The 21215-nt window shown below is 66.8% G+C and carries 20 protein-coding genes; 15 read left to right on the top strand and 5 right to left on the bottom strand.

All coding sequences use genetic code 11. The features are described from left to right. Window positions 1–246 precede the first annotated feature (246 nt). The 6 genes from G5C50_RS10695 (at window position 247) to G5C50_RS10670 (ending at window position 4061) form a co-directional block, all read left to right on the top strand. Window positions 247–1092: an alpha/beta hydrolase gene (locus G5C50_RS10695; protein WP_165068820.1), complete on the top strand. Its 846-nt coding sequence runs from the start codon at window positions 247–249 to the stop codon at window positions 1090–1092. Between the two features lie 347 nt (window positions 1093–1439). Next, window positions 1440–1751 (top strand): helix-turn-helix domain-containing protein, encoded by a 312-nt coding sequence (locus G5C50_RS10690; protein ID WP_165068818.1) that lies wholly within the window; start codon window positions 1440–1442, stop codon window positions 1749–1751. A 30-nt stretch (window positions 1752–1781) separates the two neighbouring features. Further along, complete coding sequence (locus tag G5C50_RS10685; protein ID WP_165068816.1) at window positions 1782–2300, top strand: hypothetical protein; 519 nt, start codon at window positions 1782–1784, stop codon at window positions 2298–2300. Then, window positions 2300–2905, top strand: coding sequence for a histidine phosphatase family protein (locus G5C50_RS10680; protein WP_165068814.1), 606 nt, complete (start codon window positions 2300–2302; stop codon window positions 2903–2905). The genes G5C50_RS10685 and G5C50_RS10680 overlap by 1 nt, the downstream gene beginning before the upstream one ends. A 38-nt stretch (window positions 2906–2943) precedes the next feature. Then, the gene (locus G5C50_RS10675; RefSeq protein WP_165068812.1) at window positions 2944–3453 is read left to right on the top strand and encodes a hypothetical protein; all 510 of its coding nucleotides are present in this window, start codon (window positions 2944–2946) and stop codon (window positions 3451–3453) included. A 164-nt stretch (window positions 3454–3617) separates the two neighbouring features. Continuing rightward, window positions 3618–4061, top strand: a complete 444-nt coding sequence (locus tag G5C50_RS10670; RefSeq protein ID WP_165068810.1) for a hypothetical protein — start codon at window positions 3618–3620, stop codon at window positions 4059–4061. 27 nt (window positions 4062–4088) lie between these two features. On the opposite strand, the gene G5C50_RS10665 is transcribed toward G5C50_RS10670, so the two are convergent. Continuing rightward, a complete protein-coding gene (locus G5C50_RS10665; RefSeq protein ID WP_165068808.1) occupies window positions 4089–4751 on the bottom strand; it encodes a hypothetical protein in 663 nt (220 codons plus the stop codon). 303 nt (window positions 4752–5054) lie between these two features. Between G5C50_RS10665 and G5C50_RS10660 the strand changes: the two genes are divergently transcribed. The 5 genes from G5C50_RS10660 (at window position 5055) to G5C50_RS10640 (ending at window position 11716) form a co-directional block, all read left to right on the top strand. Beyond that, a complete protein-coding gene (locus G5C50_RS10660) occupies window positions 5055–5327 on the top strand; it encodes a WXG100 family type VII secretion target (RefSeq protein WP_165068806.1) in 273 nt (90 codons plus the stop codon). Between the two features lie 196 nt (window positions 5328–5523). Then, the gene (locus G5C50_RS10655) at window positions 5524–6126 is read left to right on the top strand and encodes a hypothetical protein (protein WP_165068804.1); all 603 of its coding nucleotides are present in this window, start codon (window positions 5524–5526) and stop codon (window positions 6124–6126) included. A gap of 114 nt (window positions 6127–6240) precedes the next feature. Continuing rightward, a complete protein-coding gene (locus tag G5C50_RS10650) occupies window positions 6241–6453 on the top strand; it encodes a hypothetical protein (RefSeq protein WP_165068801.1) in 213 nt (70 codons plus the stop codon). A gap of 83 nt (window positions 6454–6536) precedes the next feature. Further along, window positions 6537–10721: an FtsK/SpoIIIE domain-containing protein gene (locus G5C50_RS10645; RefSeq protein ID WP_165068799.1), complete on the top strand. Its 4185-nt coding sequence runs from the start codon at window positions 6537–6539 to the stop codon at window positions 10719–10721. A 230-nt stretch (window positions 10722–10951) separates the two neighbouring features. After that, window positions 10952–11716 carry a hypothetical protein gene (locus G5C50_RS10640; protein WP_165068796.1) on the top strand — a complete coding sequence of 255 codons (765 nt, stop codon included), beginning with the start codon at window positions 10952–10954 and terminating at the stop codon, window positions 11714–11716. Here G5C50_RS10640 and G5C50_RS10635 read toward each other — a convergent pair. Beyond that, the gene (locus G5C50_RS10635) at window positions 11700–12956 is read right to left on the bottom strand and encodes a class I SAM-dependent methyltransferase (RefSeq protein WP_165068794.1); all 1257 of its coding nucleotides are present in this window, start codon (window positions 12954–12956) and stop codon (window positions 11700–11702) included. The two genes, G5C50_RS10640 and G5C50_RS10635, sit on opposite strands and share 17 nt — an antisense overlap. Window positions 12957–13144: 188 nt before the next feature. Between G5C50_RS10635 and G5C50_RS10630 the strand changes: the two genes are divergently transcribed. The 4 genes from G5C50_RS10630 (at window position 13145) to G5C50_RS10615 (ending at window position 17535) form a co-directional block, all read left to right on the top strand. Further along, window positions 13145–14272: a tRNA dihydrouridine synthase gene (locus tag G5C50_RS10630; RefSeq protein ID WP_165068791.1), complete on the top strand. Its 1128-nt coding sequence runs from the start codon at window positions 13145–13147 to the stop codon at window positions 14270–14272. Window positions 14273–14407: 135 nt separating this feature from the next. Continuing rightward, window positions 14408–14977, top strand: coding sequence for a hypothetical protein (locus tag G5C50_RS10625; protein WP_165068789.1), 570 nt, complete (start codon window positions 14408–14410; stop codon window positions 14975–14977). A 158-nt stretch (window positions 14978–15135) separates the two neighbouring features. Beyond that, window positions 15136–16614, top strand: a complete 1479-nt coding sequence (locus G5C50_RS10620) for an aldehyde dehydrogenase family protein (RefSeq protein WP_165068786.1) — start codon at window positions 15136–15138, stop codon at window positions 16612–16614. 99 nt (window positions 16615–16713) lie between these two features. Beyond that, a complete protein-coding gene (locus G5C50_RS10615; RefSeq protein WP_165068783.1) occupies window positions 16714–17535 on the top strand; it encodes a hypothetical protein in 822 nt (273 codons plus the stop codon). Between the two features lie 108 nt (window positions 17536–17643). Here the strand turns inward: G5C50_RS10615 and G5C50_RS10610 are convergent, their stop codons facing one another. The 3 genes from G5C50_RS10610 to G5C50_RS10600 form a co-directional block, all read right to left on the bottom strand. After that, window positions 17644–18000, bottom strand: a complete 357-nt coding sequence (locus tag G5C50_RS10610; RefSeq protein WP_165068781.1) for a hypothetical protein — start codon at window positions 17998–18000, stop codon at window positions 17644–17646. 77 nt (window positions 18001–18077) lie between these two features. After that, window positions 18078–19712, bottom strand: coding sequence for a phosphoglycerate dehydrogenase (gene serA / locus G5C50_RS10605; RefSeq protein ID WP_165068778.1), 1635 nt, complete (start codon window positions 19710–19712; stop codon window positions 18078–18080). Between the two features lie 308 nt (window positions 19713–20020). After that, window positions 20021–21175, bottom strand: coding sequence for a pyridoxal-phosphate-dependent aminotransferase family protein (locus tag G5C50_RS10600; protein WP_165068776.1), 1155 nt, complete (start codon window positions 21173–21175; stop codon window positions 20021–20023). Window positions 21176–21215 lie beyond the last annotated feature (40 nt).

The following is a 21215-nucleotide window of genomic DNA, read 5'->3' as shown; positions in this document are numbered from 1 at the left end:
GAAGCCTCCGATCGGCCCCGTGCTTCCTGTTGAAATGCTTGCGGGATGAGAGCGCGGCCGGCGATAGAACCGACACCAGAGGAGGCGTGATGGCAGGTCGCCCGGCGCGTCGCGTACCAGATCCTGGCGGGCGGCCTCCGTGCTCGTCGTAATGGCCAGCCGAATTTCCTTGAACCGCGTCGGCTTCAGGGATGAAATCCAACCTTTCGATTCGACAGGCGACTCCGCGATTTGAGGACTCAGCCCATGCTCGGTTCGGCCCTGCTCATGCTCGCGACTTTGGCTCAGGCGCCGGAGGTTGCGAAGGACGTTCGATATGGGGACCAGGATCGCCAGGTGCTGGACGTCTACTGGGCGTCGGGGGCGAAGGCGAAACCCGTCGTCTTCTGGATCCACGGCGGCGGGTGGGTGACGGGGGACAAGTCGGACGTCCAGGTGAAGCCTCGGGTCTTCGTGGAGAAGGGGTTCGTCTTCGTCGCCGCGAACTACCGGCTCCTGCCGAAGGTCGACATGGAGACCATCGTCCGCGACGTCGCCAAGGCCGTCCATTGGATCAAGGACCACGCCGCCGAGTACGGGGGCGACCCGGACCGCATCCTGGTCATGGGACACTCCGCCGGGGCCCAACTCGCCGCCCTGATCTGCACCGACCAGCGCTACCTGAAGGATGAGGGCGTCTCGCCGGCCGCGCTCAAGGGCTGCGTGCCCGTCGACGGCGACACCTACGACGTGCCCGCCATCATCGAGACCAACGAGACCCGGCGTCGCGTGCACGGGCTGCCGCTGCCGACCTTCGGCCACCGCGAGAAGTTCGGCAACGACCCGGCGAAGCATCGCGAGTTCTCCGCCGTGACGCACGTCGCCTCGGGAAAGGGACTGCCGCCGTTCCTGATTCTCTACGTCGCCGGCAACCCCGACACCACCGTACAGGCGCAACACCTGGCGAACGTGCTCAAAGCGGCGGGCGTCCAGGCCTCGGCGTTCGGGGCCGGCGAGACCCACCACAACAAGATCAACGCCGATCTCGGCGTCCCCGGCGACCCCGCCACCAAGGCCCTCTTCGAGTTCCTCGACCGGGCGCTGAAGGATTGAAGGGTTGCGAGATCGGCATGCGACGGCGATCCATCCGGACCCGCTCGCCCTCGAGGCCGAAGCGCCGGCGGGGGGCTCGCCGAATCGGGATGTCGTCTTCAAGCACGAGCGGCAGGTTCTCGCTGCCCTCAGACCGAATGGTCAGCCGCGAAGCGGCGTATGAGCCCAACCTACGTCCCGTCGACGGAGGCCGGGGACGCCGACAGTTCTACGTCCGAGTATAATTCCGTGAGGGGGACCGATGTGGGAGGTTCTCTTCGACCCTGATTGTTGGGCGTGGTTTCAAGCGCCGGAGCTTGGAATTAACTGGAAATCACGGCCGTTATCATCGAGTTGCAGGGCGGCCCATGGCGATCCGAGCACGCGATTTCATCGACGGCCTCACACCCCAGGTGCAGGAACAGGTTCGTCGCCGAGCCGACGAGATGAAGGCTGAAGAACACGATCTTCAGCGGCTGCGAGAGGCTCGGCGGCGCTCCCAGGAGGAGGTCGCCGCGCGATTGAAGGTCAAGCCGTCGGCCGTCTCCAAGATCGAACATCGCACCGACGTCTACATCAGCACCCTCCGTAAGTACGTCGAGGCGATGGGGGGCGAACTGGAGATCGTGGCGCGGTTTCCCGACAAGGTCATCCCGATCGACCAGTTCTCCGACTTCTGATCTCATCCGGGGCCGTGGATCGAGACCCTCATGCGATCTGACCCTGATTTTGCCGAGCCGATCGTCGACAAGCCGCTTGCGCCATCTTCGGGAACGACGTTGGCGTGGACCTGGCTGGGCGTCGCTCTCGTCAATATGCTCGTCCCGGGTGGTCTCGGGTTGTTGCTCACATTCAACGCAGGCCTCGTCGGGATGGCGCTGGGGATCGCCGCCGTGTTGGGGCTCGGCTGGTATGCGGCTCATATCGTTCCCCAGGTGGTTCGGACGGTGGTTCACGGCGGGTGGATCGTCGCCGTCGTCCAGTTCTTTCCCTTGCTCCAGATCGCGGCCGGTTCGGTCGGGGTCGAGATCGTCAAAGCCCTGGGATTGGCCGAGGATTCAAATCCGACGATTGGGACTGTGTCCGGCGGCTTTCTGGCGACGATCATCACGGCGGCTCTGCTGATTGCCCTGGCCTGGATGCTTGGGCTCGTCGGCCGCGCCGTCGCTTTCCTGGTACGTCGCGTGGGGGGTTGGGGAGCGTCCGAACCGATACCGAAGGAGGCATGATGGGATCGAAGTTGCCGCGGATTTTCCTGGTGCGTCATGGCGAGACCGAGTGGTCGGCCACGAGGCGGCATACGAGCATGACGGACATCCCGCTGACGGAGGTCGGCGAGGCGGACGCGCGTCGGCTGGGGCAGGGGCTGAACGGGTGGAAGTTCTGCCAGGTGCTCACCAGCCCCCTCCAGCGAGCCTTTCGGACGTGCGTGTTGTCCGGCTTCGGCGAGGGGGCGGAGGTGGTCCCGGACCTCGTCGAGTTCCGCTACGGCGACTATGAGGGTTTGACGACCGCCGAGATCCGCGCCCAGCGTCCCGGCTGGGCGATCTTCCGCGACGGCTGCCCCGGGGGCGATTCGGTCGAGAAGGCGACCGCGCGGGCCGACCGCGTCGTCGCCCGTCTGCGCGAGGCCCGCGAGGACGTCGCGGTCTTCTCGCACGCCCACTTCATCCGCAGCCTGGCCGTGCGCTGGATCGGCCTGGAGATCGCCGCCGCCGCGCGGTTCACCCTGGCCACCGCCTCCGTCAGCATCCTGGGCTACGACCACGACCACGACGAGCCGGTCATCCGCCTCTGGAACGACGTCTCATTCCGCGGCGGCGTGCCGGAGTGAGGCGTTCATCGGCGCGAGGTTCGAGGGAGAAACGCTCCATGCCCAGCCTGGTAGATCCTGACTGCGGCGATCCCGAATTTGCCAGGGTTGAGAATGAGGTCATCGGTTGGAATGCCGAAACCCAATCCGTGAGCCCGCCGGTGATGGAATGGCTCATGGTCTCCTCGGCCAACCTGATCGTCCCAGGGGTCTTGGGTTTCCTTGTCTCCAGCAACGGCGGCAGGGTCGGGATGTTGCTGGGTGTGCTGATCGCTTTCGCGGTGGGGAGTTTCGTGTGCTTCGTCGCCCCAGAACGGACAGGCGTGATCATCGACGGCGGCTGGGTCGTCGCCATCCTTCAGCTCCTGCCGCTCCCTCAAATGCTGGCTGGAGGGATGGGCCTCGGCGTGGCCGGACTGCTGGGCCTCGCACAGCTTGAAGGACGCCCCTCGATCGACTCTCTCTTGGGCGGACTGATCTCGACGTTGGCGACCGCCTTGATTCTTGTTGCCTTTGCCGGGTTGTTTGGGGTGATCCTCCTGGGCTTCGGCCGCTTGGCCCGCCGCTGAAGATCGGGAAGGCCGGTCACGTTGCGGGACCTTTATCGTGACGTATGAGGTGAGCCCAAATGTCTGCGTCCGCCGACCCTGATTTCGACAACCCCTTCGCCGCGTATCTCAGCAAGCGGTAGGCCGCCCTGAAGGACGGGAGGCCCGAGGTCTACCCGCCGCCGGTGGAAAGCTGGTTCATCGTATGTACGCTGAATCTGCCCGTCCCGCTTTTCCTCGGGTTCATCTCCACGCAGAATCTTGGCCATGTAGGATTGGTGCTCGGCGTTATCGCCGTGTACTGGATCGGCTATCGAGCTTGCCTCACCGCCCGCGACGAGGTGCGCGCCGTCGTGCGCGGTGGATGGGTCGTCGCCATCCTCCAGTTCCTGCCGATCTTCCACATGATGGCCGGCGCGATGGGATTGGGGGCGGCCGCGGAATTGGGATTGGGCCACAGCTTCGATCCACTACTCGGCGGCACTGCGAACACCTTGCTCGGCGGCCTGATCGCGACGTTGGTCACCGCGATGCTGCTGGTCGCCTTCGCCGGCTTCCTGGGGGCGATTACTCGCGGCAAGAGCCGGCCGGCCGTATCGATCAAACTCGGCGACGATCCAGTTTCTTGACCAGCGAGCGGGGTGAGGTCGTCGCGGTCAGGGCTTCATACCGGGGATCTTCCGCATGATCTGATCGATGACGTCCATCTTCTTGGCCGCCTCGCTGACCGTGTTCGTCGAGCGTTCGATCGAGCCGTTGGCCGTGCCGACCAGCGTGTTGGACTGCTCGATGAGCTTGTTCGAGTTGCCGACCGTGGCGTTGGTCTGCTCGACGAGCTTGTTGGACGTCTCCAGGTTGCCGCCCATCTGGGTGATGAGCCGGTTGGACGTCTCGACGTTCGTGATCGTCTGCTGAACCAGTTTGTTCGAAGTCTCGACGTTGCCGTTGGACTGGACGATCAGCCGGTTGGAGTTCTCAACGTTGGCGTTGGTCCGCTCGACGAGCTTGTTGGAGTTTTCGACGGTCCCGTTGGTCCGATCGACCAGGACGTTGGCGCGGCCGACGATCTCGTTGGCGGCGAGGACCTGCTCGTTGGCCTTGGCGACGATCCGGTTGGCCTCGCGGACCTGCTCGTTCGCGGTCAGGATCGCCTGATTGGCGGCGTCGACCTTCTGGTTGGTCTCGGCGATCTGCTGGTTGGTCGCGGCGAGCAGCGTGTTGGCTGTGCGCAGCTGCAGCAACGTGTCGTCGATCCGCCGGATCATCGAGCATCCGGATGTGACGGCTAGCAGGGCCGCGACGATGAGGCGGCGTTTCACGACGAGGACCTCCATGGTCGAGGGGATCGACTCCGTTCGGACGATCCGTCTACGGGAATCTATCACATTCCCGGGGGCGGGGATGGGATTCTCGGAGGGACGCGACGGCGGACCCCGTCGCGTCCCGGCATCGCCCGTGATGGATGGGTGGCGCGGAGATGGGGCGAGGCTTTACAGGCTCGTAACAGCCCGTATACCATAAGAGACGACAAATCTCAGGCGACGCGACGCGCTCCGCCGCGTCGTCGGCCCCCGTCCGACGAACTCCACGAACCCCTGGCCGCAACGAAACGAGGTCACGGTATGGCCCAAGCCATTGCAAATCCCGAGGAGATCCGCCGCTTCGCCGCGCGGTTGAAGCAGTTCAACAACGACCTCCTGAACCAACTCTCGGCCATCCACGGACAGGTCTCCGCGCTGGGGCAGACGTGGCGCGACCGCGAGCACGCCAAGTTCGTGGAGGAGTTCGACTCGACCCTCACCACCGTCAAGCGGTTCGTCGACGTCACCAATCAGCACATCCCGTTCTTGCTCCGCAAAGCGGAACGGCTCGAGGAATACCTCCAGCAGCGCTGATCGTCCGGATTCGAGACTTCTCGACCATCGCCTGCGGCTGAAGAACGCCATGCCCACGCTGGTCGTGGGCGTGTGATCGGCGATGGTCGAGCAGTCGTCCCACGCCGGTTCATGGCCACGCTCGTGTGGCCATGCCACCCGCCGCCCGAATTCGACCTTGTCCACCGTCCCGTCCAGCCGAGCAGGATCCAGCACCATGAGCCAGGACGCGAGAGTTCTGTCGGTCCAAGCCCTGAGGGACTTCAAGGCCTCGATGATCCAGTTCGTCGAGGAGGCCCGCGGCGCGCTGTCGGGGGTCGACATGGAGCTTCGCCGGATGCGCGACTGGCTGGAGCGCGACCAGCTCGGCTACTGGCAGATGCAGGTGAAGCGGCGGCAGGAAGCCCTCATGAACGCCCGGTCCGAGCTGGCCAAGCGGCAGATCGCCGCCAAGGGCAATAGCTCGATCTCCGACACCGAGCAGAAAGAGGCCGTCCGCATCGCCATGCAGAAGCTCCGCGTGGCCGAGGAGAAGGTGCAGCTCGTCAAGAAGCTGATCCCGTTCCTGCACCACGAGATCGCCGACTACAAGTCGTGCTCCTCGCCGCTGGGCGACCACCTCTCGGGCGGCTTCGAGAAGTCGCTGGGGACGCTGGAGAAGATGGTCCGCTCCCTGGAAGAATATCTGGCGCTCCAGGCCCCGACGACCGCTCGCGACGCCCCCGCCGGCAGCTCCGCCCGCTCGGCCGACGGCGTGACCTCGAGCGCCGGCCCCGCCGCGCCCGCCGGCGGGGCCCCGGCGGCTCCGGCCGGAACCTAGCCCGCCGAGGCCGCCGCCGATCGTTGAGTTGAATCGAATCTCGCCCGCACGCTTCGCCCGACCGCTCACGATGATCGCTAATAGTTAAGTAGAGAGAAGAGGAGGCGTCCGACCATGAGCAGCCACTCCGCCCGCCTTCAGCACGCCCTTAGAGACCTCCGCGAGAAGTGGGACGTCACCAGGGACTCCTGGGCCGACCAGGTCGCCCTGGACTATGAGAAGAACCACATCGCGCCGGTTGACAGCCTGGTGAAGAGGACCATGGTCGGCATGGACAAGCTCTCCGAGTCGCTCGCCAAGATCCGCAAGGCGATGGAAGAGAACTGAGCGGCCCCGGCCGCGAGGTCCGACCTGATTCCCGCCTTGCCTGATCCCTCCCGCACCGCCCCCTGACCCCGGAAATCGCGAACATGCCCGAGTCACCGCTGATCCAGAAAGAAGTCGAGGCGCTGACCGACCTGGAAGGGCTGATCGCCCGCCGGGCCAAGCTCGAGACCGAGATCGAGCAGACCTTCAAGCGCCGTCGCGACCGCGAGGACCAGGAGCACCGCCAGGCGCAGCAAGAACTGGCCGTGCGGTACAAGGCGGAGAGCGAGGCCCTCCAGGCCGAATACGACAAGGTGAAGGCCGCCATCGTCCGCAAGGCCCAGGCCGACACCCAGGCCGTCGAGGCCGAATACGGCCAGGTCAAGCAGAAGATCGAGGCCCAGTTCAAGTCGGAGCGGGCCAAGGCCAAGAAGACCAGCGACGAATCCCGATGGCAGTCGCTGGCCATGTACGAGGCCGCCCGCGACAACACGGTGAAGCGCCGCAAGGTTCTGGACGAGGGCCTGGCCGCCTCCTCCCGCGACCTGGAGCACCTGCGGGACATCGCCGAGGTCGTCCTGGCCCGCAACGCCAAGCTCGCCGGCCCGGCGTTCGAGGTTCCCCCCACCACCGACGTCCGCCCTCCCGAGGCCCCCGAGACGCCGGAGGCCGACGGCGCTGAGCTGCTGGCCCCCCCCGAGCCCAAGGGCCCGCCGAACAAGCTCGACCTGCTCCAGGAGGTCATCCGCAAGATCGACGAGGAGCTGCACGGGCTGGAGACGCTCAAGCTCCCCAACTTCCTGCGGATCTCCAACTTCATCTGGCCCTGGCTCTTCCTGGGCGCGGCGGTCGGCGGCGGCCTGGCGTTCGTCCTCGGCCCGGTGATCGGGGCCGTCGCGGGGGTCATTGCGGCCATCGCCTCGGGCGCCGCCGCCTTCGTGGTGCTCAAGAAGAAGGCCGAGCCGGCCGTCTCGGGGATCTACCACCCGCTCAAGGCCCACCTTGAGGAAGGCGTGCGCCTCGCCGAGGAGACGAAGGACTGGATCAAGACCGACACCGAGGACCGCCAGAAGCAGGCCGACGAGAAGCGCGAGGAGAACTACAAGCTCGCCGAGGACAAGATGAAGGTCCGCGTCGGCGACGCCGAGACGAAGATGCGGAAGGCCCTCGAAGAGGCCGACTCCGTCTACCCCGCCCGGCTGGCCGGCCTCAAGTCCAAGCGCGACGAGGACCTCAAGAAGGCGGACTCCCACTACCCGCCCAAGATCCAGGCCCGCAAGGAAAAGCACGAGCAGGAGACCAAGGCCCTGACCGATCGGATCCAATCCGAGAAGGGGGCGACCAAGACCGCCTACGAGACCGCCTGGGCCGACCTCATCAAGAGCTGGACCGACGGCCTGGCGCACGTCGGGGCGATCAACAGCGACGTGAATTCGGAATCCGCCCGGCGGTTCCTCGAATGGGACGGCAAGGAAGAGATCGACGGCTGGAAGCCCCCGGAGGAAGTCCCGCCGGCCATGCCCTTCGGCCGCTTCAAGTTCGAGCTGGCCGACTTCCCCCACGGCCGTCCCACCGACGACCGCCTCAAGAACGCCGGGCCGACCGAGTTCGACTTCCCCGCGTTCCTGCCGTTCCCCACCCAGAGCTCGGTCCTGATCAAGACCGGCGAAGCCGGCCGCGCCGAGGCCAACAAACTGCTCCAGAGCATGATGCTCCGGTTCCTGACCTCGATCCCGCCGGGCAAGGTCCGGTTCACCATCTTCGACCCCATCGGTCTGGGCGAGAACTTCGCCGCCTTCATGCACCTGGCCGACTACCAGGAGCTGCTGGTCACCAAGCGGATCTGGACCGAGGCCCGCGACTTCGACCAGCAGTTGGAAGACCTCTCCGCGCACATGGAGAACGTCATCCAGAAGTACCTCCGCAACGAGTTCGAGTCGATCGAGGAGTACAACCAGCACGCCGGCGAGGTCGCCGAGCCGTTCCGGATCCTCGTGGTCGCCAACTTCCCGTCGAACTTCAACGAGACCGCCGCGCGACGGTTGCTGAGCATCGTCTCCAGCGGCGCCCGCTGCGGCGTGTATGCGTTGATCTCGGTCGACACCAAGCTCTCGATGCCGGCCGGGCTCCAGCTTAAGGACCTGGAATCGAACTGCATCAACCTGAGCTGGCGCGACGGCAAGCTCGGCTGGCGCGACGACCACTTCGGCCGCTTCCCGCTCCAGCTCGACTCGATCCCCGATCCGGGCTACTACAGCAAGCTCATGCACTTCATGGGCGAGGCGTCCAAGAACGCCAACAAGGTCGAGGTCCCCTTCGACTGGATCGCCCCCAAGCCCGAGCAGTTCTGGACCTGGGACAGCGGTAAGATCATGGAGGTCCCCCTCGGCCGCGCCGGGGCCACCAAGTACCAGCCGCTCCTGCTGGGACGCGGAACCTCGCAGCACGCCCTGGTCGCCGGCAAGACGGGTTCAGGTAAGTCGACCCTGCTGCACGCCCTGATCGTCAACGCGGCGCTGCGGTACGGCCCGGACCAGCTTGAGCTGTACCTGATCGACTTCAAGAAGGGCGTTGAATTCAAGGTCTACGCCGAGAAGGAGCTGCCCCACGCCAAGGTCATCGCCGTCGAGTCCGAGCGCGAGTTCGGCCTCAGCGTGCTCCAGCGGCTGGACGCTGAGCTGAAGTATCGCGGCGACCTGTACCGCGACTACGGCGCCCAGGACCTGAAGGGCTTCCGCGAGGCGAAGCCCGACATGGTCATGCCGCGCATCCTGCTGGTGGTTGACGAGTTCCAGGAGTTCTTCGTCGAGGACGACAAGATCGCCCAGGAGGTCTCGCTGCTCCTCGACCGTCTGGTCCGCCAGGGTCGTGCCTTCGGCGTCCACGTCATCCTCGGCTCACAGACGCTCGGCGGCGCCTACTCGGTCGGCCGGGCGACGCTCGGCCAGATGGCCATCCGCATCGCCCTGCAATGCTCCGAGGCCGACGCCCACCTGATCCTCAGCGAGGACAACAGCGCGGCCCGGCTGCTGACCCGCCCCGGCGAGGCGATCTACAACGACGCCAACGGCATGCCCGAGGGCAACAACCTGTTCCAGGTCGTCTGGCTCACGGACAAGCGCCGCGTCGAGTACCTCCAGAACATGCTCGACCTGGCCAAGGCCCAGAACCGGCCCGCCGCCACGCCGATCGTGTTCGAAGGCAACCTGCCGGCCGACATCCACAAGAACCCGCTGCTCAACAAGCTTCTGGACGCGACCGAGTGGCCCGCCGAATCGCCCCGGTACGAGCAGGCCTGGCTCGGCGACGCGATCGCCATCAAGGACCCGACCGTCGCCGTCTTCCGGCCCCAGTCGGGCTCCAACCTGCTCATCATCGGCCAGAACGGCGAGGCCGCGCTGGCGATGATGATGATGGCGGCCGTGGGGATCGCCGCCCAGCACCCGCCCAAGCAGCGGACGGGGATCAAGTTCTACATGCTGGATGGCTCGCCCGTCGACTCCTGGCTCGCCGGCAAGCTCGGCCAGATCAAGGAGTGGCTGCCGCACAACGTGACCAACGTCACCCAGCGCAACATGGCGACCTCGATCAATCAGGTCGCCCGCGAGCTGGATCGCCGCCGCAACAACACCGACGACGTCGAGAATCAGGCGCCCGTCTACCTGATGATCTACGACCTCCAGCGGTTCCGCGACCTCAAGAAGGCCGACGACGACTTCGGCTTCGGCGGCAGCAGCTTCGGCGAGGAGAAGGCGCCGTCGCCGGGCAAGCAGTTCGGCGAGATCCTCCGCGACGGGCCGACGTACAACATCCACACGATCGTCTGGATCGACAGCGTCAACAACATGAACCGCATGTTCGACCGCAACGCCCTCCGCGAGTTCGAGCTGCGGGTCCTCTTCCAGATGAGCGCCAACGACTCCAGCACGGTGATCGACTCGCCGGCCGCCGGCAAGCTCGGCGAGAACCGGGCGCTCTTCTACAGCGAGGAAGAGAACCGCGTCGAGAAGTTCCGCCCCTACAGCATCCCGGACCCCGAGTGGGCCGCGGGAATCAAGGCGAAGTTCGAGAGCCGTCCCGCCCCTTTTGAGCCCGAGGCTCCGCCCGAGCCTGAACCGTCGGACGAGCCGCCCGTCGCCAAGTCGAACGGCTTCTCCCATCGCTTCGACGAGGACGGCCCGCCGCCGTTCCCCAGCTTCGACGACTCGAGCGACGCCCCGCCGGCGTTCCCCAGCTTCGACGACCCCGTCGAGACGCCTAGCAAGGAATCCAACCCCGAGGACTTCTGAGGGGCGGACTCCCAGAGTTCCCGAACGAACGTCTTCCCCCCTCGCGGGGGAAGACAGACCGCGCAGCGGTCAGATGAGGGGGATGATCGCCGTCGGACTCGCGTCCGTCGGTTGGACCTTACAGCGACGCCGATCCCCCCCTCATCCGGCCGCTTCGCGGCCACCTTCCCCCGCGAGGGGGGAAGGCCGTTATGGGATCGAGGTGGTACTCAGGTTATCCATCGACGACGATGTCATTTCAAACCTCGCTCCTGCTCTACCGCCCCCAGCCGCCCCGGGATTTGACGGCCGCGAAGCTCGCCGGCTTCGTGCGAGAATTCGCCGCGCTGGGGCTGTCGGAACCGGACTTCCTGTCCTTCAAAATCAAGTTCGGCAAGTCGGTGGCCCAGGACAGCCGACCGACGGCCTGGGACGAGCCGGTCCCAGGCACCAGGGGCTGCATCTCGACCTGGCGTGAAATCGAGTACGACGCCGAGGACAGCGGCATCCCCGACCTCGCCCGCCTGGCCGACGCCCTCGACGCCTTGCCCGCGAAACCGATTTATCGTGCCTGGGTGAGCCTGGGAGATCCCACGCGGCCGGTTTACGAGGCGCTTTGGCGCGAGCCGTCGGAGGAGAACGACCAGCAACTTGGCTTCAACCTTGGCTGGTCGCTGACGGCCGGGCCGATCGAGTGTTGCGAAATTGCAAGCGACGGGCCGTTCCAGATCGGCTGGCTGGCGGTCTCCCTGAGCGGACAGGGCTACCCGTACCCCTGGACCTACCGCGACCTGATCGCACGCGCCGAGGCCGTCCCCGGCGTCCCCGCCCTGCTAGACCTCTGCCGCCGCGCCTGGCCCCTCGATCCTCCTCGATTCCCGCTCCTCCACCTTCGCGACTCGAGCAGGGCCCCGCGGCACATCGTCCAACTCCGCAAATCCATGGGCGACCTTTGGCCTTACGACGACCTTGGCGAGCCCTGGGACTGGTGCTGGGGAATCAGCGTGTCGGGGTGATCCCAGGACGCCGCGTGACGAACGCCCGGCCGGGGCCGGCTCCTCCGGTGAGAAAGAGGACGGCGGGGGCGTCGCCTTTGGGGCGGAGCAGGGGGCGGAGGGCTTCGGGCTTCAGGTCGGTCGTCTTGTGCTTGACCTGGACGGGGCCGAGGGATGAGGCGTCGATCTGGCGGCGGAGCTTTTTGAGGTCGAGCGGGTGGACCTCCAGCACCTCGAAGGCTTCGAGCCAGGGCGTGGCGAGGAAGACGTCGGCCGTGAGGTAGGGGAGGTCGGCGGCGATCCGGCCCAGGCCGTGGGCTCTGGCGAACGAGTCGAGCAGGCCCGACCGCGAGAGGGCGGGGTCCGGGTCGTACAGCCAGCGGCCGACGGCCGGGGCGACGGCCGGGAAGTCGTTCGCCGACGGCTCACCCATGCGATCGGTCCAGGTGACGGCCTCGGGCAGTTTGGTGGCGCGTCGGGATGCGGTGGCTGCCGCGCCGAACCAGACGGTGGCCTCCTTGGCCTCGCCGTCCAGGCTGATGATCTCGACCTCGCAGGGGAGGTTGGCGACGAATCCGGCGAAGTCGCTGGCCGGGCCGAGCTTGATCGCGCCGGCGGGGGCTGTGCGGATCAGTTGATGGAGGAACTCCGGCCCCGGGACGTAGCCCTCGGCGGCCACGGCGCGGCCCTTGCCGGAGGTGCGGCGGTCGGGGTCGATGTGGACCCAGGCGCCGGCGGGGATGGGGAACGCCTCGGCCGTCGACTGGCAGGGGAGGACGCGGCCGCCGCGGTCGTAGGCGTCCGCGTTCCAGGCGACGCGGCGGGCCATCCCCCGATCGCGGTCGACGGCCAGGACGTTCGACCGGGCCGCCAGCGCGACCGCGTCGCCGCCGATCCCGGAGCAAAGGTCGACCACCACGTCGGCCTGAAACCGCCGGGCCTTGTGCTCGGCCACGATCTCCGCCGTCGCCTGCTCGACGCCCACCGGGTCGAGCCACATCCGATCGCTCCGGGAATACTTGACCGCCCCCTTGCGCCGGGCTTCCGCCAGCCGCAACGCCGCTGCGACGACCTCCGGCGCGTGCCGCTTCCGCCAACGGGTCACGTCGGCCGGGCCGGGCGATTTCACGGTCTGGACCTCGGCCAGCAGGGCGAGGCCGTCCTCGGTCGTCAGGAGATCGAACTCGGCGTCGGAACCGTCCGCACCCCGGACGCGGCGAACCTGGGTCGAGCGGCGGGCGTCGTTTTCGTATGATGTCATGGTGATCAAAAGTGGGAACCGACCTTCGTCTTCCCCCCTGGAGGGGGAAGACAGACCGCGCAGCGGTCAGATGAGGGGGACGACCGCCGTCGGACTCACATCCGATGCCTGCTTCGAGCGCGACGCCGGTCATCCCCCTCATCCGGCCCTTCGGGCCACCTTCCCCCTCCAGAGGGGAAGGCCGTTGAATGCTGTACGCCGTTCCGCAGCCCCGGAGCCGATCGTTGAGCCCCGCCGAACCATTGTACCCGCCGGTCCCGCCGATCGCCCGCGAGCCGTTCGCGATTGGGGGCGTGGCGATCCCTTCGCGGTTCTTCCTCGCCCCGCTGGCCGGGTACACGAGCCTGGCCTACCGGCTCGCCGTGCGCGAGCTGGGCGGCCTCGGCCTGGCGACGACCGACCTCGTCAACGCCCGGTCGCTCATCGAGCATCGCCGCCGCGCCCTGGAGCTTTCCGAGACCTGCCCGGCGGACAAGCCGCTCTCGATCCAGATCTACGGCCAGGTCGCTTCCGAGATGGAGCAGGCCGCTCGCCACGTCGCGGCGCACGGGGCGTCGATCGTCGACATCAACATGGGGTGCCCCGTCCGCAAGGTCGTCCGCATCGGCGGCGGCTCGGCGCTGATGTGCCAGGCGGATCGTGCGACCGAACTGGTCGAGGCTGTGGTGAAAGCGGCCGGCGTGCCGGTGACGGTCAAGATGCGGCTGGGCTGGGACGACGAATCGCTGACGGCGCCGGCCCTGGCGCGAGCCTTCGAGCAGATCGGCGTCGCCGCGGTGATCATCCACGGCCGGACGCGTGAGCAGGGGTTCTCGGGCCAGGTCAACCGCTCGGGGATCAAGGCGGTGGTCGACGCCGTCGACTCCATGCCCATCGTGGCCAACGGCGACGTGCGGTCGATCGCCGACGCGGCTTCGATGATGGAAGAGACCGGCTGCGCCGCGGTGTCGATCGGCCGCGGCTCGCTGGCCAACCCGTTCTTCTTCCGCCAGCTCGACCACTGGGTCCGCACCGGCGAGCCCGGCCCCGACCCGAGCTTCGACGAGCGGCTCGACTTCATGAGCATCCACTTCCACGGCCTGCTCGACCGCCGCGGCGAGCACTTCGCCTGCCTGCAGTTCCGCAAGATCCTCAAGTGGTACTACCACTTCACCCGCATGCCCAAGAAATACTATCTGGAACTGATCAACCTCCGATCCAGCGAAGTCTTCGACCGCGTCGTCGCCGAAGTCCGCGCCGAAGGCCCCTGGGGCCCGCTCCCCGGGCACTTCGAGGCCCACGTGCCGGTGCCTTCGGGGCCGATCGAGGCGTGGTGAGGATGACGAGTGCCCGAGTATGAATCCTTCCTGGCTCGGTGCAGGGCCGTCGCGGGCCTCGATCCGCGACGGCCATGGAGACCAGGGGATCTCGTCGACTTCTTTCAGCGATTTCGACCGGACGGAGTCGGACTGATGGAAGTCCTCGCGGGGGTCGAGGCGGGGGACGAGATCGTCCCTCGGCTCCTGTCGGTCTATCGTGCAGCGGCCGAGGGATGGCCCCCGGACTATGATGAGTACGACGCGTATTTCAACGTCTTCGATCCATCCCCGATCACCGCGTCATATGCGGTCGAACTCGTTCTCGGCCATCTCCTGAACGTCAAACTCATGGCCCAAATTCGCGGCCTCGATGGTCCAGTCGCGGTCCTCGAACCACTACCGAGAGTGGAGATCATCCAAAGGGTCGAACCTTGGGGGCAGGGCCAAGAGGATCTTGAGTTCATCATCCATACGGCCATCAAGAGCTACATGGGGGCGCTCTCGCCTCGCGAGAGCCCAATTTTGGCGTTGGAGGAGGCGTTCCAGTCATTTGCCGACGTCAACTTGCGGCATTTCGTGCTCTGGCCCTTATACCGAGACGCTTCGACGATCGAGGAGCCGTTCCAACCCTTCTTCGATCTCTGGCGGCACGGGGTCGAATTCCATTTCGGCAACGATGGTGATGTCCGAGTTCATGTGCCCCGGCTCGTCGAACCGGCATGAGTTCGCACCTCCGGTTCGACGAGGAACTGCCGCGTCCTTGAATCACTCGTCCGGCCCCCCCTAAGATGAGGGTAAGAACGGACCGCCCGCGTGGAGATGCGGGTCGCGTCCCATCTCTCCTCCGCCCTCGTCTCGGCGACACCGGAAAGGACGTGCGCATGGCCACCGCCACCAAGGCTCGCAAGGACAAGCCCGCCGCTTCTTACCAGACCAAGCTCCTGATCGACGGCAAGTTCCGCGACGCCGTCGAGGGGAGGACGTTCGCGACGATCAATCCCGCCACGGAGAAGGAGATCGCCCAGGTCGCCGAGGGGACCGCCGCCGACATCGACCTGGCGGTCAAGGCGGCTCGCAAGGCGTTCGACTCCGGGCCCTGGTCGAAGATGGACGCCCGCGACCGCGGCAAGCTGATGTACAAGCTGGCCGACCTGATCGAGGCCAACATCGACGACCTCGCGGCGCTGGAATCCCTGGACAACGGTAAGCCGCTGAAGGAAGCCCGCAACGGCGACCTGCCGCTGGTCGTCGACTGCATCCGCTACTACGCCGGCTGGGCCGACAAGATCACCGGCGACACCATCCCCATCCGCGGCGACTACTTCTGTTACAGCAAGCGAGAGCCCGTGGGAGTGGTCGGCCAGATCATCCCCTGGAACTTCCCGATGCTGATGGTCGCCTGGAAGTGGGGCCCCGCGCTGGCCGCCGGCTGCACCATCGTCATGAAGCCGGCCGAGCAGACGCCGCTGACCGCCCTCCGCATGGGCGAACTGGCGATGGAGGCCGGCTTCCCGGCCGGCGTCATCAACCTCGTCACCGGCTTCGGCGAGCCCGCCGGAGCGCCGCTGGTCGCCCACAAGGACGTCGACAAGATCGCGTTCACCGGCTCGACCGAGGTCGGCAAGATCATCATGCGGGACGCGGCCAAGACCCTGAAGCGGGTGACGCTGGAACTCGGCGGCAAGAGCCCCAACATCGTCTTCGCCGACGCCGACCTTGACGCGGCCGTCGACGGCGCCATGCTCGGCCTCTTCCTCAACCAGGGCCAGTGCTGCTGCGCCGGCAGCCGCCTGCTGGTCCAGGACAAGATCTACGACAAGATGGTGGACAAGCTCGCCGCGGCCACCGAGAAGCGGAAGGTCGGCGACCCGTTCGCGGCCGACACCGACCAGGGCCCGCAGATCGACGAGGACCAGTTCAACAAGATCCTCGGCTACATCGCCAAGGGGAAGGAGCAGGGCGCCAGGTGCGTCACGGGCGGCGAGCGCGCCGGCGACAAGGGCTACTTCATCAAGCCCACCGTCTTCGCCGACGTGAAGGACCACATGGCCATCGCCACCGACGAGATCTTCGGCCCCGTCATGCAGGTGCTGAAGTTCAAGGACGTTGAGGAAGTCGTCCAGCGGGCCAACACGACCGACTACGGCCTCGCCGCCGCCGTCTGGTCGCGCGACATCGGCAAGGCCCACTCCCTGGCCGACCGCCTGCGGGCCGGCACCGTCTGGATCAACTGCTACGACGTCTTCGACGCCGCCGCCCCCTTCGGCGGCTTCAAGGCCAGCGGCATCGGCCGCGAGCTGGGCTTCAAGGCCCTGGAAAACTACACCGAGCACAAGACGGTGACCGTGTCGCTGAAGTGACGATTTCGAGGACCCACGGGGCGGGCCCGTCTCTTGATTCGAGCCCGCCCCGGCGAACTCAGACGGTTAAAGAAATCTCCTCGAGGTTCGGAGAGGGCCGTGTGGTTCTTCGGATTCATCGCCCTCGCCTGGCCGTTCGCGGTGTGCGGCTACCTCCTCCATGAGACTTACAGCGTTCCCAGGCTCCTTGATCGCTGGGCCGCCACCCGAGGGCTCCGGGTGGTCGAATGGCGACGGGCGGATGCGTTCGACGTCTGGACTCTGAAGGCCGTGACTCGCGGCTATTCCATCCATCCGATCCTCGTGGAGGATCACGAGGGCCGGTTGCATCGGGCTGTGGCCCGTGTTGCCCTGAGCAACCGTCCGGCGGGATTCGATCGGGTCGACGTGCATTGGGATGCACCCGTCGCTCACCCCCTCAAGGAGGGGACTCTCGCAGAGAGCGGGTTCGTCAGCGAGAGGATGATCCGCGGCTTCGCCGTCGCGGACCTCGTCCTGGCTCTCCCGGCGCTCGCCCTTGGGCTGGTGAGCCTCTTGATTCTGGCCCTGGGCGCGGACGAGGCCAGCGGCGGGGCGTGGGGATTGAACCGCCTCGTGGGACGGACGGCGAATACCTACCCCGGCGACCTGCCGAGGGTCATGTGGATGTGTCTGGGCTTCGGGTCGCTCTACCTGACGATGGCCGGGGCCATGATCGCTGGGAGCGTCGGCATGCTACTCCGGCGGCGATGGGGATACACCTGCCACATCGTCGGCTCGGGCCTCTTCGCTCTGACGATGTTCGGAATCGTCTACACGGCCATATCACTGACATACGGGCTGCGGCCCGAATTCAAGATGTATTTCGAGCGGCCCAAAGGTCGGGTCGAGGACCCAGACTTCATGGGAGATGCTTGGCCGCCTCCTTCGTCGCTCGTGTGACGGATTGAAGGGGAGAGGGCTTCGGCTTCCAAAGATACGCCGCGGAGGTTGAAGGGCGCGAATGACGGGACGGCGTCGCAATGGGTACCGCCGTCGCGGGGCTTGCGATCAGTCCTGGTACCAATCGGCGACGACCTCGGCGACCTTCTCGTCAGGCCCGATGACGATGATTCGCATCCAGTAGCTGCTGTCGACGCGGGTTCCTGAATACGAGAGGACGACGGATCCCGCTTCACGTCGAGTCTTTAGAGGCGGGCCTAGCCGTGAGAGGACTTCGGCCCGTTTCATCCCGAGCCGAACGGATTCAAAGCCGGCCTCGGTATATCCGGGCGCATAAACCGTGGTGTCGGATACAAACCTGAAGGCGTCGACCAAGAAGCGGGGCGAGGCCGCGACCATGGCAACCCCTGCAACGATCAGCATCGCCCGAGCGATGGAGATCGACCGCTTGCCGAGCGTCTTCATAGCCGCCTCGCTGGTCGGAGAGCGGGGGAGAATGCGGAGGCCGTCGCGCAGGTTTGCGTCGGCCTCCGCATGGGACTTCAGGAGCCCAGCCAGCTCGGCAGCACGCCCTGGGCGGGGAGCTTGACGAGGCGGACGCTGAGGATGTCCTGGTGCTTGGCGATGGCGTCGAGGGCTTCCTGGCTGGGGACGCCGTCGAGGTTGACGACGCCGATGGCCTCGCCGCCGGGCTTCTCGCGGCCGACGTTCATCTGGGCGATGTTCACGCCGAGGTCGCCCAGCGTCGTCCCCAGGAAGCCGATCAGGCCGGGGCGGTCGTTGTGGGTGAAGATCAGCAGCGGGCCGTCGAAGTGGGCGTCCAGTTGGAACGAGCCCAGCCGGACCAGCCGCAGGTACTCCTTGCCGAAGAGCGTGCCGGAGGCGGTGTACGTCTTCTTGTCGGTCGTCACGTCGGCCTGGATCAGGGTGCCGAAGTCGCCGGGGGCCTCGACGGACTTTTCCTCGATGACCAGCCCGCGCTCGCGAGCGAACGGCAGGGCGTTGACGAGGTTGACGTTCTGATCCAGCGAGCCTTCCATCAGGCCTGCGGCGAAGCAGGCGGTGAGAAGCTTGGTGTTCTTGAGCGCAGCCTCGCCGCGGTAGGTGAGGACGGCCTTGCTGATCGCGCCCCGGTCCATCTGGGAGTGCAGCAAACCCAGCCGCCAGGCCAGGTCGAGGTGGCCGCGGAGAGCCTGCATCTCGGCCCGGTCGAGGGTCGGCGTGTTGACGGAGCAGCGGACCTGGCCGCGGATCAGGTAGTCGCAGAGGAGATGGGCGGCCTCAATGGCCACGTTCACCTGGGCTTCCTCGGTGGAGGCGCCGAGGTGGGGCGTGACGACCGACTTCGGGTGGGCGACGATCGGTTCGTCGGCCGGCGGCGGCTCGGTCTCGAAGACGTCGACCGCGACGCCCGCGACCTTGCCCGAATTCAGCGCCTCCAGCAGGGCGGCGTCGTCGATCAGGCCGCCGCGGGCGCAGTTGATGATCCGGACGTTCGGCTTCATCGAGGCGATCGCCTTGGCGGAGACCACGTGGCGGGTCTCGGGCGTCAGCGGCGTGTGCAGGGTGATGTAGTCGCACTGGGGCCAGAGGTCGTCCAGCTTGGGGACGAACTCGACGCCGTGCTCCTGGGCCTTCTCAGCGGAGAGGAGCGGGTCATAACCCAGCACCTTCATCTCGAACCCGAGCGCCCGCTGGGCGACCGCCAGGCCGACGCGGCCGAGGCCGACGACGCCCAGCGTCTTGCCCTCAAGCTGCACGCCGGTCAGGGCGTTGCGGTCCCACTTGCCGGCCTTCAGGCTGGCGTCGGCCCTGGGGGTGTTGCGCGAGAGGGCCAGCATCAGGGCCATCGTCTGCTCGGCCGTGGAGATCGTGTTCCCCCCCGGCGTGTTCATCACGACGATGCCCTGCTTGGTGGCGGCGGGCACGTCGATGTTGTCGACGCCAACGCCGGCGCGGACGATCGCCTTGAGCCGGGTCTGGCCTTCCAGGACCTCGGCCGTGAGCGTGGTGCCGGAGCGGATGGCGATCCCGTCGGCGTCCTTCAGCGCTTCCTTCAGCGCCTTCGGATCCTTGGCCAGCTTGGTGTCGACGACGACCTCGACGTCCTTCTCGGCGCGGAGGAGGGCCAGGCCTTCTTCGGAGAGCTTGTCGGTCACGAGCACGCGGTACGCCACGGGATGCTCCGGGATGTCGGGAGAGGCGGTTGGGAGTTCGTTCGATTGGGGTCGAATACAACCGGACAGTGGGACAAGCCCTCACGTCCCCTCTCCCGCCGGGAGAGGGCGGCCCACTGGGCCGGGTGAGGGTCGTCGGATTTCGGAGGGCATGGCGGACGCGAATTCGCCGAAGCGATCGCGAAGCGCGGCGACCCTCATCCGCCGCTGCGCGGCACCTTCTCCCGGGGGGAGAAGGGACGATACGCGTCGGCCTCGGTCCGCGGCCGGCCTTCCCGTTCGCGCGGGAAGGCCGGTCGGAACTCGGCTCAGGCCAAAGCGTCGGCGGTCTTGCCGAGGAAGACCTGCTGGGCGGCGGTGACGGCCTTGCCGGGCTCGAAGTCGAAGCCGAGTTCGGACAGGGTCATCTCCAGGGCGGCGAGGGCGGAGATCACGTCAAGCTCGTCGGTGTAGCCCATGTGGCCGATCCGGACGATCTTGCCCTTGAGCTTGGCCTGGCCGCCGACGGTCTGGACGCCGAAGCGGTCGGCCATCTTGCCGCGGATCTGCGAGTCCTTCAGGCCGTCGGGGACGCGGAAGGCGGTCAAGCCTTCGGCCGGACGAGCGCTGAACAGCTCCAGCCCGAGCGCCTGAACGCCGGCCTGGCAGGCCTCGCTCATCAGCTTGTGGCGCTTCCAGACGTTCTCGACGCCCTCGTCCTTGATCCGCCGCAGGGCCGTGCGGAGGGCCAGGATGAGCGTGTGGGCCGGGGTGTAAGGCGTGTCGGATTCCTTCGCCTTGCTCCGAGCGGCCTTCAGGCTGAAGTAGTAGCTGTGCGACTCGAAGGCGTCGATCTTGGCCCAGGCCTTGGGGCTGACGGAGATGAACGCCAGGCCGGGAGGAAGCATCAGGGCCTTCTGGGAGCCGGCGCAGAGGACGTCGATCCCCCAGTCGTCCGGGCGGCATTCCATGGCGCCGACGCCCGAGATGCCGTCGACGACGAAGACGGCGTCGGTCTTGGCGACCACGCGGCCGATGGCCTCGACGGGGTGGCCGGTGCCGGTGGAGGTCTCCGACAGCGTGCCGAAGACGGCCACGGCGTCGGGGTGCTGCTTGAGGGCCTCGGCGACCTGATCAGGGTCGACCGGCTTGCCCCACTCGGTGTCGATCATCACGGCGTTGATGCCGAAGGCCTTGCAGATGGCGCCCCAACGAGCGGCGAAGTGGCCGGCGTTGAGAATGAGCGCCTTGCCGCCGGGGGGAACCACGTTGACGACCGCCGCTTCCATGGCGCCCGTACCGGAAGACGTCAGGATCATGACGTCGTTCTGGGTCTGGAAGACTTCCTTGAGACCCTCGGCGACCTCGACGATGACCTGCTTGGCCTCGTCGGAACGATGGTGGATGACCGGGCGGGCCAGTTCGAGCAGAACGTCTTCCGGGACCATCGCGGGGCCCGGGGTCATCAATCGCGGCTTACGCATCGACTCTTGATCCTCTCGGTTGCGCCGGCGACGGGGTCTT

The organism is Paludisphaera rhizosphaerae, from assembly GCF_011065895.1.
In the GTDB taxonomy this organism is placed as follows: Bacteria; Planctomycetota; Planctomycetia; order Isosphaerales; family Isosphaeraceae; genus Paludisphaera; species Paludisphaera rhizosphaerae.
This window is presented reverse-complemented; position numbering and strand designations above follow the sequence as displayed.

Coding starts and splice junctions, on each gene's coding strand:
- G5C50_RS10695 (WP_165068820.1), top strand. CDS start 247: ATGCTCGGTTCGGCCCTGCTCATGCTCGCGACTTTGGCTCAGGCGCCG.
- G5C50_RS10690 (WP_165068818.1), top strand. CDS start 1,440: ATGGCGATCCGAGCACGCGATTTCATCGACGGCCTCACACCCCAGGTG.
- G5C50_RS10685 (WP_165068816.1), top strand. CDS start 1,782: ATGCGATCTGACCCTGATTTTGCCGAGCCGATCGTCGACAAGCCGCTT.
- G5C50_RS10680 (WP_165068814.1), top strand. CDS start 2,300: ATGGGATCGAAGTTGCCGCGGATTTTCCTGGTGCGTCATGGCGAGACC.
- G5C50_RS10675 (WP_165068812.1), top strand. CDS start 2,944: ATGCCCAGCCTGGTAGATCCTGACTGCGGCGATCCCGAATTTGCCAGG.
- G5C50_RS10660 (WP_165068806.1), top strand. CDS start 5,055: ATGGCCCAAGCCATTGCAAATCCCGAGGAGATCCGCCGCTTCGCCGCG.
- G5C50_RS10655 (WP_165068804.1), top strand. CDS start 5,524: ATGAGCCAGGACGCGAGAGTTCTGTCGGTCCAAGCCCTGAGGGACTTC.
- G5C50_RS10650 (WP_165068801.1), top strand. CDS start 6,241: ATGAGCAGCCACTCCGCCCGCCTTCAGCACGCCCTTAGAGACCTCCGC.
- G5C50_RS10645 (WP_165068799.1), top strand. CDS start 6,537: ATGCCCGAGTCACCGCTGATCCAGAAAGAAGTCGAGGCGCTGACCGAC.
- G5C50_RS10640 (WP_165068796.1), top strand. CDS start 10,952: ATGTCATTTCAAACCTCGCTCCTGCTCTACCGCCCCCAGCCGCCCCGG.
- G5C50_RS10635 (WP_165068794.1), bottom strand. CDS start 12,956: ATGACATCATACGAAAACGACGCCCGCCGCTCGACCCAGGTTCGCCGC.
- G5C50_RS10630 (WP_165068791.1), top strand. CDS start 13,145: ATGCTGTACGCCGTTCCGCAGCCCCGGAGCCGATCGTTGAGCCCCGCC.
- G5C50_RS10625 (WP_165068789.1), top strand. CDS start 14,408: ATGGAAGTCCTCGCGGGGGTCGAGGCGGGGGACGAGATCGTCCCTCGG.
- G5C50_RS10620 (WP_165068786.1), top strand. CDS start 15,136: ATGGCCACCGCCACCAAGGCTCGCAAGGACAAGCCCGCCGCTTCTTAC.
- G5C50_RS10610 (WP_165068781.1), bottom strand. CDS start 18,000: ATGAAGACGCTCGGCAAGCGGTCGATCTCCATCGCTCGGGCGATGCTG.
- G5C50_RS10600 (WP_165068776.1), bottom strand. CDS start 21,175: ATGCGTAAGCCGCGATTGATGACCCCGGGCCCCGCGATGGTCCCGGAA.